General features: G+C 51.4%; 17 protein-coding genes. 9 read left to right on the top strand and 8 right to left on the bottom strand.

Features of this window, described 5'->3' with window-relative positions; all coding sequences use genetic code 11:
- Positions 1-24: 24 nt before the first annotated feature.
- From OGY06_RS19060 to OGY06_RS19025, 8 genes are read left to right on the top strand one after another with little or no spacing between them, the layout of a single operon-like run.
- Positions 25-2,115 carry a methyl-accepting chemotaxis protein gene (locus tag OGY06_RS19060; RefSeq protein ID WP_063940964.1) on the top strand — a complete coding sequence of 697 codons (2,091 nt, stop codon included), beginning with the start codon at positions 25-27 and terminating at the stop codon, positions 2,113-2,115.
- The gene (locus OGY06_RS19055) at positions 2,112-3,179 is read left to right on the top strand and encodes a chemotaxis protein CheB (protein WP_003825849.1); all 1,068 of its coding nucleotides are present in this window, start codon (positions 2,112-2,114) and stop codon (positions 3,177-3,179) included. The genes OGY06_RS19060 and OGY06_RS19055 overlap by 4 nt, the downstream gene beginning before the upstream one ends.
- Positions 3,176-4,588, top strand: a complete 1,413-nt coding sequence (locus OGY06_RS19050; protein WP_063940965.1) for a CheR family methyltransferase — start codon at positions 3,176-3,178, stop codon at positions 4,586-4,588. Before OGY06_RS19055 ends, OGY06_RS19050 begins: the two co-directional genes overlap by 4 nt.
- An 11-nt stretch (positions 4,589-4,599) precedes the next feature.
- Positions 4,600-6,732, top strand: a complete 2,133-nt coding sequence (locus OGY06_RS19045; RefSeq protein WP_125112828.1) for a hybrid sensor histidine kinase/response regulator — start codon at positions 4,600-4,602, stop codon at positions 6,730-6,732.
- Positions 6,733-6,754: 22 nt separating this feature from the next.
- A complete protein-coding gene (locus OGY06_RS19040) occupies positions 6,755-7,114 on the top strand; it encodes a response regulator (protein WP_286605877.1) in 360 nt (119 codons plus the stop codon).
- 17 nt (positions 7,115-7,131) lie between these two features.
- The gene (locus OGY06_RS19035) at positions 7,132-8,808 is read left to right on the top strand and encodes a diguanylate cyclase (RefSeq protein WP_003825856.1); all 1,677 of its coding nucleotides are present in this window, start codon (positions 7,132-7,134) and stop codon (positions 8,806-8,808) included.
- Between the two features lie 11 nt (positions 8,809-8,819).
- Entirely contained in the window at positions 8,820-9,344 is a 525-nt protein-coding gene (locus tag OGY06_RS19030) for a chemotaxis protein CheW (protein ID WP_003825859.1), read from the top strand.
- A complete protein-coding gene (locus OGY06_RS19025; protein ID WP_003825861.1) occupies positions 9,328-9,687 on the top strand; it encodes a hypothetical protein in 360 nt (119 codons plus the stop codon). The genes OGY06_RS19030 and OGY06_RS19025 overlap by 17 nt, the downstream gene beginning before the upstream one ends.
- 59 nt (positions 9,688-9,746) lie before the next feature.
- Here OGY06_RS19025 and OGY06_RS19020 read toward each other — a convergent pair whose 3' ends face one another.
- The 6 genes from OGY06_RS19020 to OGY06_RS18995 form a co-directional block, all read right to left on the bottom strand.
- On the bottom strand, positions 9,747-11,369 hold the full coding sequence (locus OGY06_RS19020) for a serine hydrolase (RefSeq protein ID WP_003825862.1): 1,623 nt from the start codon (positions 11,367-11,369) through the stop codon (positions 9,747-9,749).
- A gap of 94 nt (positions 11,370-11,463) precedes the next feature.
- Positions 11,464-12,186, bottom strand: coding sequence for a cysteine hydrolase family protein (locus OGY06_RS19015; RefSeq protein WP_003825864.1), 723 nt, complete (start codon positions 12,184-12,186; stop codon positions 11,464-11,466).
- Between the two features lie 163 nt (positions 12,187-12,349).
- A complete protein-coding gene (gene sitD / locus OGY06_RS19010; RefSeq protein WP_286605876.1) occupies positions 12,350-13,201 on the bottom strand; it encodes an iron/manganese ABC transporter permease subunit SitD in 852 nt (283 codons plus the stop codon).
- Positions 13,198-14,055 (bottom strand): iron/manganese ABC transporter permease subunit SitC, encoded by an 858-nt coding sequence (gene sitC / locus OGY06_RS19005; protein WP_008785642.1) that lies wholly within the window; start codon positions 14,053-14,055, stop codon positions 13,198-13,200. The genes sitD and sitC overlap by 4 nt, the downstream gene beginning before the upstream one ends.
- A gap of 2 nt (positions 14,056-14,057) precedes the next feature.
- A complete protein-coding gene (gene sitB / locus OGY06_RS19000; RefSeq protein ID WP_003825870.1) occupies positions 14,058-14,873 on the bottom strand; it encodes an iron/manganese ABC transporter ATP-binding protein SitB in 816 nt (271 codons plus the stop codon).
- Positions 14,870-15,787, bottom strand: a complete 918-nt coding sequence (locus tag OGY06_RS18995; RefSeq protein WP_125112827.1) for a metal ABC transporter substrate-binding protein — start codon at positions 15,785-15,787, stop codon at positions 14,870-14,872. The genes sitB and OGY06_RS18995 overlap by 4 nt, the downstream gene beginning before the upstream one ends.
- A gap of 187 nt (positions 15,788-15,974) precedes the next feature.
- On the opposite strand from OGY06_RS18995, the gene OGY06_RS18990 reads away from it, so the two are divergent.
- Entirely contained in the window at positions 15,975-16,319 is a 345-nt protein-coding gene (locus OGY06_RS18990) for a nitrous oxide-stimulated promoter family protein (protein ID WP_003825888.1), read from the top strand.
- Between the two features lie 122 nt (positions 16,320-16,441).
- On the opposite strand, the gene OGY06_RS18985 is transcribed toward OGY06_RS18990, so the two are convergent.
- Together OGY06_RS18985 and flhA are read right to left on the bottom strand one after the other, a co-directional pair.
- Positions 16,442-16,870, bottom strand: a complete 429-nt coding sequence (locus OGY06_RS18985; RefSeq protein ID WP_003825890.1) for a TOBE domain-containing protein — start codon at positions 16,868-16,870, stop codon at positions 16,442-16,444.
- Positions 16,871-16,914: 44 nt separating this feature from the next.
- Positions 16,915-18,993, bottom strand: a complete 2,079-nt coding sequence (flhA, locus tag OGY06_RS18980; RefSeq protein ID WP_032944751.1) for a formate hydrogenlyase transcriptional activator FlhA — start codon at positions 18,991-18,993, stop codon at positions 16,915-16,917.
- Between the last annotated feature and the right edge of the window lie 84 nt (positions 18,994-19,077).

Here is a 19,077-nt window from a genome sequence, read left to right as displayed (position 1 = left end):
CTTCTCAGGTAGAGAATAAAAATCATGAGTGACATTATTAAAGTAAAAAATCGAACGGCGAATACCACTAGTGAGGGACCGCGCGCTCGACTATTGTCCTGGCTGCACAATATCCATCCCGGTGTGGCGATGAAGCTCGGTATGATTTTGGTTGTTTGTATCGCAACGTTGCTGATTGGCGCCTCTTTTATATTATCGTCTTATCTTTCCAGAGAATTGCAGGTCAATGCGCTGGAGATGATTAAAACCAACACGCGGATATTCCACAACAGTATTTCTAACGAGTTTCAGCGTGTGACTCGCGATGCGGAACATTACAGCAATGTTTATATTAATAATTATCAAAACGTTGCCAATAAACCGCTGCGTTATATGGACTCTACTGAATTAAAAGCGGTGCTGAGCAACCCGAATACCAACTCACATTTCACCGAATTAACCAGCGTATTTGCCAGTACGTTTATTCTGCAAGGCGAGCAATTTGTACGTGTCAGCAGTACGTTACTGGCGAGTTCAGGCAATACGGCAACGGCAACAGCACTAGGGCATGATAATCCGGCGTTGCCGCTGCTTTTGAAAAATAAACCCTTTTCCGGTGTGGTCACACTGTTCGGTAAACAGTTTATTAGTCACTACGAACCGATTGCTGACAAATATGGTCAGGTGGTGGGGGCCGTCGCGGTGGGTTTCGACGTCAAACAGAGTTTGCAACCGATCATTCAGCGTTTGTTGAATGTGCATATTGGTAAAGATGGCTACGCCTACGTGCTGGATGCCGGATTTGAACCCGGTCGTATGTTGGTCCATCCCTCGTTGAGCAACCAGCAGGCAATTAATATTACCGATGCCAATGGTTTTAAGCTGTTTGCCGACATGCTCGAACACAAGAATGGCATCACTTACTACAACTGGGTGAGCGGTTATGGCGCATTGCCGAAGACCAAGGTTGCCGTTTATGAATACGTTGAAGGGATTAACTGGATAATCGCCACCACCAACTATGTTGATGATGTCGCCAAGAGCAGCAATCTGGTGCGTAACGGTCTGCTGCTGTTCACCGCGCTGCTGCTGCCCATCATTTTACTGCTGATTGCTGTGGCCAGTCGTTTCCTGATCTCGCGGCGATTAAACCGTGTCCTGGGGATTGCACAAACCATTGCCGAAGGTGACTTAACGGTAGATGTTCAGGTCGATCACCACGATGAGATAGGCGAACTGCTGAGCGCGGTGGAGATGATGCGTCAGCGTCTGCACTCGTTGGTAGGCGGTATGGTTTCTCATGCAAATTCGGTACATCAGGCATCTTTGCATATTACCGAAGCGGTCGATGGGCAGGCATCAACCAGCGTGGAAACCTCATCTTCAGTAGCTGAAATTACCTCCACCATGGAAGAGCTGTCTGCCTCATCGACACAGATAGCCGAACACTCACGGGCGGTTGTGGATATTGCCAACCAGACGCTTGAGGACTGCAATAAAGGCTCCGAGTCGATGTCGCAATTGCTGATGCGTATGACGGATATTGATACCGACAATCAGCAAAACATGCGTGAAATCATGATGCTCGGTAATAAGTCGACGGAAATCAGTCGCGTGATGGTGATCATTAACAGCGTCGCGGATCAGACGAAACTTATCGCCTTTAACGCAGCGCTCGAAGCTGCCAGCGCCGGGGAAGCCGGTAAGCGTTTCTCGGTTGTGGCGGCTGAAATCCGTCGTCTGGCGGATTCGGTGACGGAATCGACGGTTGAAATTGAAAATAAGATCAGCGAGATCCAAAACGCGATTAATCGTCTGGTGCTGAACGCGGAAAAAGGTGGCGAGAGCATTAAAGCGGGCGCAATTGCCTGTAAAGTCAGCGCCGAACACCTGAACGATATTGTTGTGACTGCCGAGCAAACCTCGACGGCAGCGCTGCAAATATCGCTATCAACACAGCAACAGAAAACGGCGAGTAATCAGGTGGTGATGGCGCTGCGTGAGATCGTTGTTGCCAGTAACTATACCTCGCAATCTATCAAAGACATTCTGGTTGTCAGTCAGGATATGACACAACTGTCGAAAGCGCTGAAAGAGGCTTCGTCCTCATTCACACTGACGGAAACAGATGCATGAATAGCAGCAACATTCGGGTGCTGATCCTCGACCTGGGCAGCGCATCGCGTAATGAGCTGGTCAGGCAACTGGAGGATCACCCGCACATTAAGGTGGTGGGGCAAGTAGCCCATCGCAGGCAGGCGATCCGACTGTTGCAACAGCTGATGCCTGACCTGCTGATTCTGACGCTGGATATTTCGAGCGTCGATAACGTCGAGATCGTGGAAACGATCATGGCAACCAGCGCAATCCCGATCCTTGTCATGAGATTTTGTCCAGAGAATCAATGGGATGATGACTACATTTCCCGTGGTGCGTTGGCGGTGTTGCACCATAGCAGTGATTCACCACTCTCAACGGATGCTTTGCATCGTAAAGTAGAATTATTGGTCGGTGTGAAAGTTATTCGACATATCAAGGGATTACGCTATCCAGGCGAACCGGTAATCCCCACTGCACGACCGATGATAGACGTTGTAAAAACGCCACAGGACTGGCCCTTTGTGCTGGCGATTGCCTGTTCGACGGGCGGGCCGCAGGCGCTCAGTAAGCTGTTGCAGGATCTACCCGGTACGTTCCCGTGCCCGGTACTTATTGCCCAACATATTGCCGATGGCTTCGCGAAAAATATGGTGCATTGGCTGGATAGCGTGACCGATCTGAAGGTGCGACTGGCGCAGGAGGACGATCGGGTGGAAGCGGGGTATGTGTATATATTGCCGCCGGAGCAGCACCTGATCGTCAAAAGCAACCAGCGTTTAGCGGCGATCCCAAGACAGGAAAGCGACGTTTACCATCCCAGTTGCAACCTGTTGCTGGAGTCGGTGGCTGAGGTGTTTCGCGAAAAAGCCGTCGGACTGATTATGACCGGCATGGGCAGCGATGGCTGCCGCGGCATTGAGCTTATTGTCCGCCGTGGAGGAACAACGCTGGCGCAGGACGAAGAAAGTTCGGTGGTATTCGGTATGAATAAGAACGCGATTGACAAGCAACTAATACACCGCACGATCCCTCTGGATGGTCTTGCTGCGGTACTGCTTTCGATGGCTTGCCACGGGCATGTTGAGAGTAAATTGCCATGATCCCTAATCTTCCTGACTATGCGCGCCTGATCAAAGAGCGGGTCGGTTTGCATTTCGATAACGCCATGGAAGCATTGCTGAAAACGGCGCTGGGTCGGCGAATGGCCGAGCGAAAAATCAATGATTACTATGAATACTATGAACAACTGCGTAGCTCGCAGAATGAGTTTGATAGTTTCATCACGCTGATTACGATTAACGAAACCTATTTTTTCCGTGAAAGCGATACGCTGGATTTAATCTGCGATAAATGGATCCCGCGTCTGTTGCAACAGCGCAGCGGCCCGGTGCGTATTCTGAGTGCCGGATGCTCTTCCGGAGAGGAAGCCTACTCGTTGGCGATCAAGCTGCATGAGAAATACCTCGGCGGGATGGCCCAGCGCATCGAAATTTACGGCTGTGATATTGACCCGGCAATCCTGGCAAAAGCCCGCAACGCCTGCTATTCAAGCTACTCGTTTCGTGGCGTCGACCCGAGTATTCAGCAACGCTACTTCACCCGCTCGGGAAACCTCTACCGGCTGCATGATGAGATCCGTGAGAAGGTCTCCTTCCATCGCACCAACATTATAAAAGAACAGTTACTGCCGGAAGTGGACATCATTTTGCTGCGCAATGTGTCCATCTATTTTGATACGCCAACGCGTCGCGAGCTGCACAGTAATTTGCTGAAGATGTTGCAACCGCAGGGAGCCTTATTTTTTGGCAATGCGGAAACGCTGGCTAACAATTTCGACATTCTGAAGCTGGAGCAGGAAGAGGGGATTTTCTATTTTTGCCACCATAGTGAAGCGGCAAGGGTTGTGCCTGTCCCCAGAGTTGCGGTGCGCATTCCGCAGTCGAGAGCGGTGGTTGAACAGGTTCCTCTGGTGCCCACGGCGCAGCAGAGTAATGACTGGCTGAAGAAAGCACGCGCCAGCCTCGATGAAAAATGTTTTTCTGAAGCTGAAAAGTGTATCGCCTGTGTATTACGTGACGATCCCCGTAATCAGGATGCGCTGCTGATCCAGGGTGTTATTGCCCTCGAGCAGCGTGAATTTTCTCAAACAGCCGGAAACGCACAGCAGATCCTCGCCCAGGATGAGTGGTCGGCAGAGGCCAAAATGCTGCTCGGCCTGGCGATGATGTGGCAACACCAGACCCAGCAGGCCATCGCCTGGTTCAAGCAGGTGGTTTATCAGGAACCCGGCTACTGGCCTGCACATTATTATCTGGCTGAAATGTACCGGCAAAGCGAGTTATACCAGCCTGCTCAACGGACTTATCGTGTGGTGATGCAGTTACTGAACGACGAGATAAACAATCCGTCATCGGTTTGTCGTCTGCGTTTGCCAATGGTATTTCCTGGCAATACGTTTCGTTTCCTGTGTGAACATCAACTGGCGCAATTCGCCCATCAAAGTGGCTAATAAGAGCGATTATGGCTATCGATCTGAAAAAATTCGTTCTGCGCTTTATTGATGAAGGGAGAGGTCATTTGCAGACGATCAGCGAAGGGGCGTTTCTCCTCTCCGCTGATGAACATACCGACGCCTGGATAGGTGAGATGTTTCGCGCTGCGCATACCCTGAAAGGGGGCGCGCGGATGCTGAAGCTGCAAAGCATTGCCGATGTCACGCATCATCTTGAAGATGTATTGAGTGAACTACGTGATAACAAACTGACGCCGGACAGGGCGCTGGGCAATCTGATCCATGAGTCTGTGGAGTACCTTTCTGGTCAGCTTACCCAGCTTTTTGTCAGCGAAGGGGATAATCAGTTGCCACCGGCGGATGCCGGGCTGTGCGAACGCCTTGCCCGCGCCAGTCGGGGAGAGGATATCACGCTGGCTGTCGAAACTGCCGGGGTAACAGAAAAACCGGTAGTCCCTGCGCCCGCGACGCCAGCCAGCATGGATGCCGGTATTAAGCAGGCGGATTTCGTTCGGGTAAAGCTGAATAAGCTCGATGGCCTGATCGACATTCTGGGGGAGGTGCTCGCCGGACACGATCGCCTGGAACAGCAGATACAAAACCTGAGCCAACTGGTACCACGGTTACCGGGATTAAGCGCTGAACAGCTTCGCCAGCAGATCCACGACTTTAGCGCCCAGTTAAAAGAAAGCGTTCAGCTCCAGCATTTGCAGATGTTTGAACTATACGATGTGGCGGCGCGGATCCGTATGCTGCCACTTTCAACGTTGTTTGAACCCATTTCACTGCAGGTCAGCGAACTGGCTTCCACACTGAACAAGCAGGTGGTGTGCCGCTTTGTTGGCGGAGAGGTGGAAATCGACCGCCAGCTCATTGATCGGCTTTCGGAGTCGCTGACGCATCTACTGCGTAATGCCGTCGATCACGGGATTGGTGAGATCGACGAACGTCTGGCGCTCGGTAAATCCACTCGCGGCACGATTACCATCACTACTCAGCAGGACGGCAGCGGGATATTACTGCGTATCGAAGATGATGGCCGTGGTCTGAACTATGAGGCCATCAGCGCGAAGGCGGTCAGTAAAGGTCTGGTTCCTGCTTCAATGGCCGGGCAGCTCTCCGAGCAGGAATGTAATGAGCTGATTTTTCATCCCGGCTTTTCGACCAGCAAGATCGTCTCCGAGCTTTCTGGTCGCGGCGTTGGTCTTGATGTGGTGCGCAAAACGGTGGTGACAGACCTGCAAGGCGATTTGCAGGTTTATAGCCGCCCGGGAGTCGGAACCAGCTTTAACCTGCGGTTGCCTGTTTCGTTAACCATGATGCGGATTCTGCAATTTGAAGAGCAGGGACACCTGTTTGGACTGGCTGCGCAGTATGTGGTTGAGGTAGTGGAATGCACTGCTCAGGGGATCAGCGATATCGCCGGACGTCCTGCCATTATCTTGCATAACGAGTTTATCCCGGTGGTTTGCGTAGGCAGCTTGCTGGGCATTCATGAACGCCAGAGCAGCTTTTCAACGCCTGGACAGCGATTAATCGTGGTGCAGAACCAGTACAGCAAAATGGCGCTGCAAGTGGATAAGCTGCTCGATGAACGCAAGATGATGATCAAACCGTTACCGAAGCATATGCAACAGCAGTCGCTGGTCTCCGGGATGGTACAAACACCGGATAACCAACTGGTCAGCATCCTGCACGTTCCTGCGCTGATGGCGATGGCGCAACAATCACGGCAAACCAGTACACCAGCGCCCGCCACGAGCGTAACGCAGGATGCCTGGCATGTGCTGGTGGTCGATGACTCACTGAATACCCGTGAGATAGAAAAGAACGTGCTGGAAGCGCACGGCTATCAGGTGACTCTGGCAGAAGACGGGCTGTCGGGGCTGCAAAAAGCGAAACTGACCCAGTTTGATGCCGTACTGACGGATGTCGAAATGCCGTTTATGGATGGTTTTACCTTCACCAAATCGTTGCGTGGGGAGAAAAACTACCAGCATACGCCAATCATCATCGTGACGTCCCGCGCGAAGGAAGAGGACCGGCGACGGGGGATTCAGGTGGGCGCGGATGCCTACATCGCCAAGGGCGATTTCGAGCAGGACAGTTTGATAAAAACATTAAAAATGCTTTTGTGCTGATGGCGCAAAATCGAGAGAGAAAATGCGAATTTTATTAGTTGATGATGATCTTTTTGCGGCTGAACTGGCATTCATATTTTTGCAAATGGACGGCTACGATGTGGTGATTGTGGAAAGCGCGATTTCCGCCCTGGCATGCCTGGACTCGGATAACAGCATCGACCTGGTGATTAGCGATCTGCATATGCCAGAGATCAGTGGGTTGGATTTGCTGGCGCTGTTACGCGCTCAGGATTGGGCTAAGCCTTTTATTTTACTGAGTGCCAATGAAGTAACGGGCAGCGACGCTCTGTACGACCGTTGGGTGAAAAAAGATGAAAACCTCGCGGAAAATCTGGGGGCTGCTGTCAATGCGCTACTGCAACCATCTGCGATTAACTGAATAAGCCTACGTGTCTGATGAAACAAGAAAATAAGCATATAGCGATGGCGGCAGCGCAGGAAAAAATAGCGCGTTTGCGGCAGGGGTTTCTACGCCGAATTCCCGACATGCTGGCACAAGCGGAAAGATTACTCGTTCAACTGGTCGCAGAGCCTAGCGAAGCCTGCCGCAAACAGCTACATATCCTGCTGCACAGTATTCACGGTTCGGCAGGGTCCTTTGGCTTTAGCCCGCTGGCGAATGCCTCAGCAGAAGGTGAGCGTTTACTAACAGAGCCGGAAACAGAGCAAAGCACATTGCATTACGATGAGCTGCGGCGAATCATCAGGTGGTTGTACACCCTGACCCAGGAGCAGCTCAATCTTGAACATCGTATCAGCGATACGGAGTTCACATTACCGATCACCGCGCAGCGCCCGGAAGAGGGATATGTTCGGCGGGCCAATAAGCCTATCTACCTGTGTGATGATGATATTGACCAGGTCGAGCTTCTCGCGACCCAACTGCGCTGTTTTGGTTTTACCTGCCATGTGTTCGCGAACACGCAGGATTTCACTCAGGCCGTATTGTCGCAACCGCCCGCCGTGGTGATTATGGATGTTAGCTTTCCGGACAACGCCTACGGTGGACCGCTGGCGATGTCGGATCTGAAACAAAAAGTGGGCAAACCTTTCCCGGTGCTGTTCCTCTCGTGTCATAGCGATTTCAATGCCCGCGTCAACGCCATCAAATCTGGCTGCGATGGCTACTACGTAAAACCTGCGTCTATCACCGATTTAGTCCAGGAACTTCATCGCCTGACTCAACCGTCGCTGAAAAAGCCTTACCAGGTATTGTTGATCGATGACGAACCGGCGGTGGCGGAATACAACGCGGAGATGCTGCGCTTGGCGGGCATGGAAGTGCATGTGCTGGAAAAACCTCACTATCTACTGCATGTACTGAATGCGCAGCCGATCGATCTGGTGTTGATGGATTACCACATGCCGGAGTTCAGCGGTGAGGAACTGACAAAACTGATTCGCCAAATACCGCAGCATATTGGCCTGCCTATCGCCTATCTCTCCAGTGAGACCAACAAGCATGCGCAGTTGGGAGCAATGAGCATCGGCGCGGAGGATTTTATCCTCAAACAGAGCGACCCTGAGGAGCTGATCCGCGCCGTATCGATTCGCGCGGAAAGAATGCGCGTCCTGCGTGCCCGTATGTCGCAGGACAGTCTGAGCGGGTTATATAACCACTCAACGACCACCCATTTTCTCAAAAGCGCGATTGCCGAGTCGAACTACAGCGGCAACCCGTTTTGTATGGTGATGGTGGACCTGGATCGCTTTAAAAGTATTAACGATACCTACGGCCATGCGGTCGGTGACCAGGTAATTGTCGGTATTTCGCAGTTGTTCTCCCATCGATTACGCAGCACCGATATCGTTGGCCGTTACGGTGGTGAAGAGTTTGTCATCATTATGCCCAACACCAGCAGTGACAAGGCTGCGCGCGTGGTCGAACGATTGCGCAGGGATTACGAGCAGGTCACGTTTTCCGTTAACGACGCCAGTTTTCACAGTACCTTCAGCGCGGGCATTGCCCAGTGGCAGTTTGGCGATCGGATTGAAACGCTGCGCGAGCGTGCCGATCAGGCGCTGTATGCCGCGAAGCAAAATGGCCGTAACACTTTCTGCATTGCCGAGTAAAAGGAGTCAATATGAGCCAACAGCTGGAGCAGATGCTTGCGCTGAACCATGGTGAAAAACCGGAGTGTGAAAACGTTGATGAACCCCAGCGCACGCTGGTGTTATTTCAACTGGCGGGTAAAAATTTTGCCTTCTATGGGGCGCAAATTAAAGAGATCCTTGCTGAGCGCCCGATCTCCTGGGTTCCCTGTTGTGCGCCAATGCTTGAAGGGGTCATCAACTATCGTGGACGGGTGGAATCGGTGATGAGACTGGACAGCCTGATCGATAAACCTACCGTTAATTCGGCAGGTAAGCGCACTATTCTGATTGGATGCGCCGAGAAAATGCAAAGTGGGATCCTGATAGATAAATTGATTGATGTATTGGAAGTCGCCGAAAGCCAAATTCATTTGCCAGGAGATTCGTTGCCCCCGGCGTTACAAAGCATCGCTGTGGGGGTGGTGAACGTGATGGAAACCTGGTACACGCTGCTCGATCTAAATCTGGTCTTTGAGCGTTATCAGGAGACCAGCGGTTATGACGGCTCCCACTAATTTGGCGGCGGTACGTATTACTTTGGGAGCGCTAACGTTGTATATACCGGCAAACCAGGTTGGTGTGTGCTCGTTAGTGACTCAGGTTGTGCCTGAAATCCCCCGATTTAGCCAGTGGCTGGGGATTGCGGATGAGCCGCAGGAGGGATGGCATTTGCATTTGCGCGTCCCTGACAGTGGCGTTGAAACCGGCTGGTACCTATGGGGACAACTTGAGAATGTGATGCTCTCCGGCGACATTATTTTTGCCGTACCTCCGCTTCTGGCGCGTAACTGTCATCTACCTGCGCTTCGTGCCCTGGTGGGCCGCGAGGCGTTTAGCCCGCTATTAAGCTGGCGCTGACACGCTGCGGGAGCTTTAACGGTCCCGCAGCATGAGAAGGCTGGGAGTGCTATATCCCGTTACTGGATATAAGCATCAACAGCCCGACTGACCAGCTTAGTCATAAAGTTGTCAATCTTATCAATGGTCTGCTTGTCCTGAAGATCGTAGGTTTTTGCTACGTCATCCAGGTTTTCATAACCGACCCAAACTCGCCCGATCTTATCCTGCCATACGGAGACACGTAACGGCAGATCCAGCGCGACACCCTGTTTATCCTGCATCAGTTTTGTGCCGACTTTAGGGTTACCAAATACCAGGACTTTCGTTGGCCTCAGGTTCATTCCCGCGCCCTCGGCATTTTTCTCGTGATCAATTTCAGTGAATACCGGAACGCCTTCGCTTTTCAGAATGGCTTTCAGTCGGGAGACCGTTTCATCGACAGAGAATTTACTTTCCTGGTTTTTGATCTTCTCTGAATTTAACCCAGAACCCAGCCCGATTTTATAGGCTTCAGCGATATCACGAGCCACCTGAGTCATGTCTACGCCTTCTTTGTTGGTCAGCATTGTCACGCAAACCAGTTCATCACCGGCGGTAAAACGACTCAGATAGGCACTAAATCCACCTGTGGTTCCTTTGATTTCCAGAAAACCAGGATGGCGGGTAAATTCCCAGCCGGCCATGGCAGGCACGACTTTGCCATTTTTCAGTTTTGCCGGGCTATAGATAATGTCGCGCAGCTTTTTGTCTTTAACCAGCGTGCTGCCGGCAAGACCGATATCCCACTTACTGATGTCTTCCGCTGACGACCACAGACCACCATAGGCGTACAGATTATCAGTGGCGATCGCGCTGACAGGCGCCAGTTTGTCACCCGCTGCGACGTAACCTGTTGCAGGCTCAACAGGGTTGATCCAGTCAATTTCTGACTTAAATTTCGAATGCTGATTATGTTGCTTATCAGGCGTCGGGCGATCAAGGAATGCTTTCGTTGGCATGTCTTTTGCGAACATGGTGCTTTGCAGACCTAACGGCGCAATTTGGTATTTGTTGACGAAGTCCACGTAACTCATTCCGCTGACTTTCTCGATAGCCATACCTAGCAGGATAAAGTCAGTTGCGCTGGAGTTGATATCCGTGCCGTTTTTAAATTCGAGCGGTTTATCTTTAACAAGATCAACCAGCTGCGCAGGTGTATATTTTTGCTCTTGTTTATAGCCGAAAGATCTGAAATCAGGGATCCCGGATGAGTGCTGCATTAATTCCAGAATCGTAATGTTATGCCAGCTTTCCGGTAGGCCAGGCAAATAAACACTCACAGGAGTATTCAGATCCAATTTGCCTTGCTCTACAAGTTGCATTACTGCGACTGCAGTAAAAGCTTGCGTGATAGGGCCAATTCCCCACATGGTTTTGGTGGAAGCAAGCTCATCATTGGCTGCTGTTGCCAGACCGTATCCCGCTGAGCGCGGAATATAAGGCGCCTGAACAATCGCCATGGATAAACCCGGCAGATTATTTTTCGCCATTACCTCGGCAATGATCTGATCGATATATTTGCCGTTGACCTTTAATTGTGGATCACCACGGTTAACTAAGTAAGTTGTCTCATTTGTATTGGCAGCGGCCAATACCTGAGTAGCTGAAACTGACATGGAAAGTAAAATACATGCCGAAATAACCTTTAACTTAAGATTCATGGAAAAGCTCCGCGCTTAATGAAATTTATTTTGATGGCTAATGGATAAGCGATGTTGTACATACAATTACCCTCGGTAACCGTACTCATAGCTATTACTTAGCTGCTGCCTTTACCTTTTCAACCGTGGTGTCGGTGTCCCATAAATCATTGGCAATGATGCGGTAGTTGGTTAGAGCGGCGAGATAACCGTCACCTTCCGGAATGCGCGGACCCGCTGTCGCATCTTTAACGACGACAACTTCAAAACCTTGCTCAATCAATTCACGCATATGGGATTCAATACACAGATTGGCAGCCATACCGGCGAGAATGACCTGTGAGACACCGCGTTTTCTTAATTGCAGTACCAGGTCGTTGGTTTCTGGTCCGAAAATCTTATGCGGTGAGGCAATGACCGTTTCGCCATCATAAATATATGGCTTAAACTGCGGTAAAAAGTCTGCGCCGGAATTTTCAAAATTTTCCATTGTCAGTGGACCTTTACGATTGAACATTCCAGTGCCGTGCATAAATGTTTCTCCCGGTGCGGTAGATTGCCATTTATGGTCGTGCGGAAAGTAATAATGCGGAGAGACAAAAACAGGCATTTGTGCTTCTTTTGCCATTTTGAACAACGTCTCGAGATTTTCTACGGTATTATTTTCAATAATGCTGTCTTTGAAAACCTCCCAGCCAATACCCTGAGGGCTTAAAAAATCGATCTGTGGATCGACTACCACCAACGCAGCTTCCTTATTATTAAGTGTTATACCTTTGCGTGGTAAGCCATAGGCCTCTGGTTCAGAATAGATTTCTGACATGCTCATCTTGCTCATAAAATTTACCTGTATTTTTATCTAATGTGATAGTGACTATCTGATTATTAAATAGCGCTGGTAAATATGGCATGGTTTCAGAACGGGGCATTTGTTCAGGACGCTGGGAATATTGTCATTACGTATTCTAAAAACGATAGCGGGCATATCACTGCCCACTCCATCAGAGGTCGTATTGCTGGCGTCGCCGTTCTAAACGACGATCGCGCAGGGTGGAATAAATAAAGGTCATCACAAACAGTAGCGAAAATAGTACGACGATGGTGGGGGCCGGTGCACTGTCGATGAAAAAAGACAGGTACACGCCCATAAACGAGGTAACGACCGACATAATCACCGCCAGCCACAAGGCGTGGGAAAATTTCCGCGTCATTAAAATCGCAATGGCGCCAGGCGCAATCAGTGAGGAGATCGACAAAATAATCCCTACTGATTTTAGCGTGGCGACAATCGTCAGGGCGATCATGCACAGCAGGCCGTAATGTAGCAGCGCAGTATTAAGCCCACTGGCCCTTGCCTGATGCGGGTCGAACGCATGCAGCAGCAGATCTTTCCACTTAAGCCCAATAATAAGCGCTATCCCAAGCGTAATAACCGCGGTTTGTATGATGTCGCTGAACGATACGCCCAGCATGTCGCCGAACAGAATATGATCGAGATGGACCTCTGACTGGATAGAGACGTACAGCACCAGTCCTGCACCAAACATGCCGGAAAAGACGATTCCCATCAGGGTATCGCGTTTGATGCGGCTGTTATCGTCGAGATAACCCGTCGCCACCGCACAGAACAGCCCGGCGATAAATGCGCCAATTGCCAGTGGGATGCCCGCAATCCACGCCAGTACAATTCCCGGGAAAACCGCGTGGCTCATTGCATCGCCCATCAGAGCCCAGCCTTTGAGTACTAAAAATACAGACAGCAGCGCGCAGGGCACGGCGACAATGGTGGAGATTACCAGCGCATTGACCATAAAACCAAACTGAAAGGGTTCCAGCAGCGTTGTTAAGATCATACTGACTCCTTGTTCACCAGACGGGCGCGGCGGCGATTCGCCAGCAGACCGTGTTTTGGCGCGAAGACAAATGCCAGCAGGAACAGCAGCGTTTGCAGAACGACAATAATTCCGCCGGTTGCACCGTCCAGCCAGTAGCTCAGCCAGGCGCCGAAAAAGCTGGTCAGGCTGCCAATAGCTACGGCGATAGTGAGCAGGCGTGGAAAACGATCGGTCAGCAGCCAGGCCGTTGCACCTGGCGTAACCACCAGGCAAATCACCAGAAATGCGCCGACGGTTTGCAGCGCGGCGACTGTGGAAACGGAGAGCAGCGTAAAAAATAACAGCTTCAACCGGCCCGGATTCAGACCGATAGAGCGCGCGTGGTTTTCATCAAAAAAAACCACCATCAGATCTTTCCACTTCAAAAACAGGATGGTTAGCGAAATAACCCCGATGATGGCCAGTTGTAGAATATCTTCTGGCGCAATCGCCAGCACGTTGCCGAGAATAATGGTCTGAATGTTCACCGACATCGGATTGAGCGACACCATAAACAGCCCGATACCGAAAAAAGACGAAAAAATCAGTCCGATAATCGCATCTTCCTTCAGGCGCGAACGTTGATTAAGAAACAGCATACTGCCCGCCGCCAGTCCGCCGGAAAGGAATGCGCCAAGCGCGAAGGGAAGCCCTAACATATAAGCGCCTGCCACGCCCGGAACGATAGAATGCGACAGCGCATCGCCAATCAGCGACCAGCCTTTGAGCATCAGATAGCAGGAGAGAAACGCACACAGGCCGCCGACCATCGCCGAGACCCACATGGCGTTGAGCATGTACTGGTAGCCAAACGGTTCCGTTAGCCAGTTCATGGTTATTCCCCCTCGTTTGCCGTGCGTCGCGAAATAAACGGGCGTTCATCATCGGTAATCACGTGCTGTTCACCGCCGCTCAGCGCAACGTGACGCAGTACGCCGCTGAATGCCAGTTCAAGATTCTCGGGGGTAAAGGTGGTTTCGGTGGGGCCACTTGCCAGCACCGTGCCCTTAATCATCACCGTGTAATCACAAAACTCAGTGACGGATCCCAAATTATGGGTAGAGACCAGCATGGTTCGGCCCTCATCACGCAGTTCACGCAGCAGGTCGATGATCCGGGCCTCGGTTTTTACATCCACGCCGGTAAAGGGTTCATCCAGTAAAATAACCTGTCCGTCCTGTGCGATGGCCCTTGCCAGAAAAACACGCTTTTTCTGCCCACCGGACAGTTCACCTATCTGACGATGGCGATAATCCAGCATATCAACCCGCGCCAGCGCCGCATCTACGCAGGCGTGGTCAATTTGTTTTGGTCGACGCAGCCAGCCCATATGGCCAAAGCGTCCCATCATCACCACATCTTCCACCAGTACCGGAAACGACCAGTCCACCTCTTCTGACTGGGGGACATAGGCGATCAGATTCTGTTTGAGCGCCTTATTTACCGGCTGTTGCAGAATTGAGATTTCCCCCTGCGCCAGGCGGACAAAACCCATCAGCGCTTTAAAAAGCGTTGATTTTCCTGAACCGTTTACGCCGACCAGAGCGGCAATTGAGCCGCCCGGAACCTGAAAAGTGGCGTCCCGCAATGCGGTATGACCATTGCGATACGTCACCGTAACCTGATTTACGGTAATCGCAGAGTGACTCATGGTTGGCTCTCCAGACCCTTGTTGATGCCGTTAACAATGGTTTGCGTGGTGACGCGCAGTAAATCCAGATAGGTCGGTACCGGACCGTCGGCTGCACTGAGCGAATCGACATACAGCACGCCGCCGTAATGTGCGCCAGACTCACGGGCAACCTGACGCGCAGGTTTGTCGGACACCGTGCTTTCGCTAAATACCGTTGGGATATGATGTGCTCTGATGGCATCGATAACCTTGCGTACCTGCTTGGGCGTACCTTGCTGATCAGCATTGATCGGCCACAGATACAGCTCCTTGAGATTGTTATCACGAGCTAAATAAGAGAATGCGCCTTCGCTGGTGACCAGCCAGCGTTTATCAGCAGGGAGCTTTGCCAGCTCTGTATGCAGTGGCGCCAGAGTCTGCTGGATTTTCGCTTTATAATTCTGCGCATTATTCTGGTAGGTTGCGGCATTGTCCGGATCGTATTTGATCAGCGCATCACGAATGTTATCCACGTAGATAAGCGCGTTCTCCGCTGACATCCAGGCGTGCGGGTTTGGTTTACCGTTGTACGGCCCTTCGCTGATGCCCATTGGTTGCACGCCGTTTGAGACCATCACTTCCGGTACGCCGGACAAATTTTGGTAGAAGCGGGCAAACCATAGTTCGAGGTTAAGGCCGTTGGAGAGAATAAGCTGTGCGCCTTGCGCCCGTTTAATATCGCCTGGGGTTGGTTGATATTCGTGAATTTCAGCACCCGGTTTGGTGATAGAACTAACGTCCGCCGCGTCGCCTGCCACATTGCTTGCCATATCGGCAATCACCGTAAAGGTGGTTACCACTTTGAATTTTTCTTTCGCCCAGGCGGGTGACAGCGTCAGCGCTGTTAACACGCTGGCAAGGAGAAATGACTTCAGATGGGGCAGATGCGGCATAGTATCCCTCGCAACAAAATGGTTAATTTATCATCGAATATAGCCTTTGCTATGTTATATAGCACATGGCATAAATAAATGAAAATAATTCTTATTTGCGTAGGTTGCTAAGGATGTATCACCTTCAGGTAATAGTTCTGTGCTTAGTTAAGGTGTATTATTTATGCAACTTAATTGTGGAGGCATCATGTCCGGCAAACGCATTGCACGTGAAAAAATGACGATCCAGAGAATGATTTCGCTCTACGAGAGCCAGTGCCCGCAGGCTTCAGACGAGCCGGGGCATTACGATGCGTTATTTGCCTATGCGCAAAAGCGCCTCGACAAGTGCGTATTTGGTGAGGAAAAACCGGCCTGTAAACAGTGTCCAGTGCACTGTTATCAACCGGCTAAACGCGAAGAGATGAAGCAAATTATGCGTTGGGCTGGGCCGAGAATGCTCTGGCGTCACCCGATTCTGACCGTACGCCACCTGATTGATGACAAACGTCCAGTGCCGGAGTTACCCGAGAAGTACCAGCGGAAAAAATAAGGTCGCTGTGCGCCGGATGGCGGCTGCGCCTTATCTGGCCTACGAGAATAAGTGCATCTGCCGCGTAGGCCCGATGCGCATTGCGCCATCGGGCAACTTAGCCATGCGGTGATGAATGGCGATTACGCTTTGGTGGCAATCAGAATAGCTGAGGCTTTGATCAGCGCAACAACACGGCTTCCCTGACTCAGTTTCATCTCTTGCTGACTTTCGTTGGTGACGACGGCAACAATCTCGAAGCCTGCGTCAGTTTTGATATGTACCGTGGCGTTGACTGCGCCTTCTGTGACCTGGGAAACACTGCCAGCAAACTGGTTGCGCGCAGAGAACTTCAGACCACAGTCTTCAGTTGCCAGCGTCACCCATGGCGCTTTAATCAGAGCAATTGCTTCTTTCCCTTTCGCCAGACCCAGCGCCTGCTGGCTGCTATGGGTTACAATCGCGACCAGTTTTGCGCCGCCAGCCAGCGTCAGTTCAACTTCATCATTCACTGCGCCCGTAGCGACTGCGCTCACCGTACCGGTTAATTGATTACGTGCTGATACCGCCATACTGCCTCCTTTCGTTGAGATATCACCCAGTATAGCCACACTAGCTAAACCAGTGCATCCTTATCAATACCCAATCTCTTCATGCGTGAGAGTAACGTTGTACGTTTCAGCCCCAGCCTTTGTGCCGCGCCTTTGGGACCGGCAACCACCCCGTTGGTTTCTTTCAGTACGCGCATAATCAACTGGTATTCATCTTCACCGTCCTGTGCAACTTCGGTTGCCACCGGAGGCGTAGACGGCGTCAAAGGGGCAATATCCGGAAGGGACAGTTGCAGTACGTTGCCTCGGGTAAGCAGAACCGCACGTTCCACCACGTTTTCCAGCTCACGCACGTTACCCGGCCATTCCATACAGCTCAGCGTGCGCAGAGCCTCGGCGGGAATACTGTCGATATTGCGTCCCATCCGACGAGCAATTTTAAAGGTGAAGGCTTTTACCAGCAGCGGAATATCTTCCGGGCGCTCACGCAGCGGCGGCAGATGGATCGGGAAGACGTTCAGTCGGTAATACAGATCGTTACGAAATTCGCGATCGGCAACCATCTTCTTCAGATCGCGGTTGGTCGCGGCGATCAAGCGCACGTCGGTCTGGATCAGCTTATTACTGCCCAGGCGTTCAAATTCCTGCTCTTGCAGAACCCGCAGTAGCTTAGGTTGAAGCTCCAGCGGCATATCGCCAACTTCATCGAGGAACAGCGAACTTTTATCTGCCAGCTCGAAACGACCAATCCGCTGCGTGCTGGCACCGGTAAACGCGCCACGCTCGTGACCAAACAGATCGCTTTCCAGTAATCCGGCAGGCATTGCCGCGCAGTTCATCTTCACCATCCGACGGGCGTTACGTCCGCTCAGGTTGTGAATGGCTCGTGCGATCAGCTCTTTACCCGTTCCGGTCTCACCCAGAATCAAGACGGTGCTGTCGCTTTGCGCCACCATTTCGACCTGCTTGAGTACGCTGTACATCGCTTCGCTGCGACCAATGATTTCGCCGAACTCACTCTCTACGTTGTTGAGTTGTTCAGTCAACGCCAGGTTTTCATCGACCAGACGTTCCTTTAGGCGGTGGATCTCCTGATAGGCGAGGGCGTTATCCACGGCAATTGCCACACGCTCAGCAATCTGGCGCAATAGCTTGAGGTTGGCGGTAGTGAAAACTTTCTCTTCGCACTGTGCTAGTTTGAGTACACCGAGCATAGTATTGCCGGACATCAGCGGTAGCAGACACAGGGTTTGTAGCTGGTTGCCCCAGGTTTCGAACAGCATCCGTTCGTAAGGGGCAAGGATGTCACGTTCGCTCAGGTTAATCAGCAGCATCTCTTTGCTTTTGAAGACCCGTTCAGAGAGCGTTCCCGCTTCGTCCACTTCACTCTGTTCGTGTGCCGGATGATGTTCATCCAGATAGTGAGTGGAATAGATACTGAGTTTATTTTTGCGATCGCTGCGTAACACGATGCTGATGGCATCGATGTCGAAGTAGTGGTGGATCTCTTTGGCGACTTCGCTGACCAGCTCATCAATATCCAGTCGGGAGAGCACGGCATTGGTGATGGCGACCAGGATGCGAAAGTTGTCACGCTCACGACACAGCAGATCGTAATCGACGTTGTTGCTGACTCTGCTTTGAATTTGTTCAGCAACGACGCCGACTATCTGAGTGAAGGTCTGTAGACGGTTATATTCTTTTTCACTCCACGGACGGTCTTCGTTACGGATGAATTCGCAACCGCCAAAGATGCGCCCATCTGCCGCCAGCGGCAGCAGGCAGTAGTGGCCAAATTCAGAATACAGTCCACCTGAAGCCAATTGTGGCCATGTTTCCGTAAACTCATGATAGTTGCAGTGCAACGCATCAGGGCGAGACAAAATACGGCGTACCGGACCATGTGCCAGCACCGTTTCGTCTTCATAATCGATGGGTTTACCATTTTCACGCGTTGCAAAATAACGCGCACGTTGCGTTTGTGCCTGCCATAAGACAATAGCCGCGCAGTCGGCCAGCGCTGAACGCTTGACCAGCTGCGAAAGCGCCTCGCTAAGAGACGGGAGATCGGGCTGCTGTAATAATGTACGAGTAATATCGAACAGGCCTTGCTGTCCGAGGTCACTCATCGGTGTATACGACATATTGCTTTTCCAGGGAAAGCACCGCAGAACGGTGCGAAAACGGTAAATGAATTATAGGTATAAGTCGTAAATTATTGCCGGATG

The sequence above is a fragment of the Citrobacter sp. Cpo147 genome (assembly GCF_030332405.1).
Classification (GTDB): domain Bacteria; phylum Pseudomonadota; class Gammaproteobacteria; order Enterobacterales; family Enterobacteriaceae; genus Citrobacter; species Citrobacter portucalensis.
Note: the sequence above shows the minus strand (reverse complement) of the source record. Positions and strands in the feature narration are given on the sequence as shown.

Coding starts and splice junctions, on each gene's coding strand:
- OGY06_RS19060 (WP_063940964.1), top strand. CDS start 25: ATGAGTGACATTATTAAAGTAAAAAATCGAACGGCGAATACCACTAGT.
- OGY06_RS19055 (WP_003825849.1), top strand. CDS start 2,112: ATGAATAGCAGCAACATTCGGGTGCTGATCCTCGACCTGGGCAGCGCA.
- OGY06_RS19050 (WP_063940965.1), top strand. CDS start 3,176: ATGATCCCTAATCTTCCTGACTATGCGCGCCTGATCAAAGAGCGGGTC.
- OGY06_RS19045 (WP_125112828.1), top strand. CDS start 4,600: ATGGCTATCGATCTGAAAAAATTCGTTCTGCGCTTTATTGATGAAGGG.
- OGY06_RS19040 (WP_286605877.1), top strand. CDS start 6,755: ATGCGAATTTTATTAGTTGATGATGATCTTTTTGCGGCTGAACTGGCA.
- OGY06_RS19035 (WP_003825856.1), top strand. CDS start 7,132: ATGAAACAAGAAAATAAGCATATAGCGATGGCGGCAGCGCAGGAAAAA.
- OGY06_RS19030 (WP_003825859.1), top strand. CDS start 8,820: ATGAGCCAACAGCTGGAGCAGATGCTTGCGCTGAACCATGGTGAAAAA.
- OGY06_RS19025 (WP_003825861.1), top strand. CDS start 9,328: ATGACGGCTCCCACTAATTTGGCGGCGGTACGTATTACTTTGGGAGCG.
- OGY06_RS19020 (WP_003825862.1), bottom strand. CDS start 11,369: ATGAATCTTAAGTTAAAGGTTATTTCGGCATGTATTTTACTTTCCATG.
- OGY06_RS19015 (WP_003825864.1), bottom strand. CDS start 12,186: ATGAGCAAGATGAGCATGTCAGAAATCTATTCTGAACCAGAGGCCTAT.
- sitD (WP_286605876.1), bottom strand. CDS start 13,201: ATGATCTTAACAACGCTGCTGGAACCCTTTCAGTTTGGTTTTATGGTC.
- sitC (WP_008785642.1), bottom strand. CDS start 14,055: ATGAACTGGCTAACGGAACCGTTTGGCTACCAGTACATGCTCAACGCC.
- sitB (WP_003825870.1), bottom strand. CDS start 14,873: ATGAGTCACTCTGCGATTACCGTAAATCAGGTTACGGTGACGTATCGC.
- OGY06_RS18995 (WP_125112827.1), bottom strand. CDS start 15,787: ATGCCGCATCTGCCCCATCTGAAGTCATTTCTCCTTGCCAGCGTGTTA.
- OGY06_RS18990 (WP_003825888.1), top strand. CDS start 15,975: ATGTCCGGCAAACGCATTGCACGTGAAAAAATGACGATCCAGAGAATG.
- OGY06_RS18985 (WP_003825890.1), bottom strand. CDS start 16,870: ATGGCGGTATCAGCACGTAATCAATTAACCGGTACGGTGAGCGCAGTC.
- flhA (WP_032944751.1), bottom strand. CDS start 18,993: ATGTCGTATACACCGATGAGTGACCTCGGACAGCAAGGCCTGTTCGAT.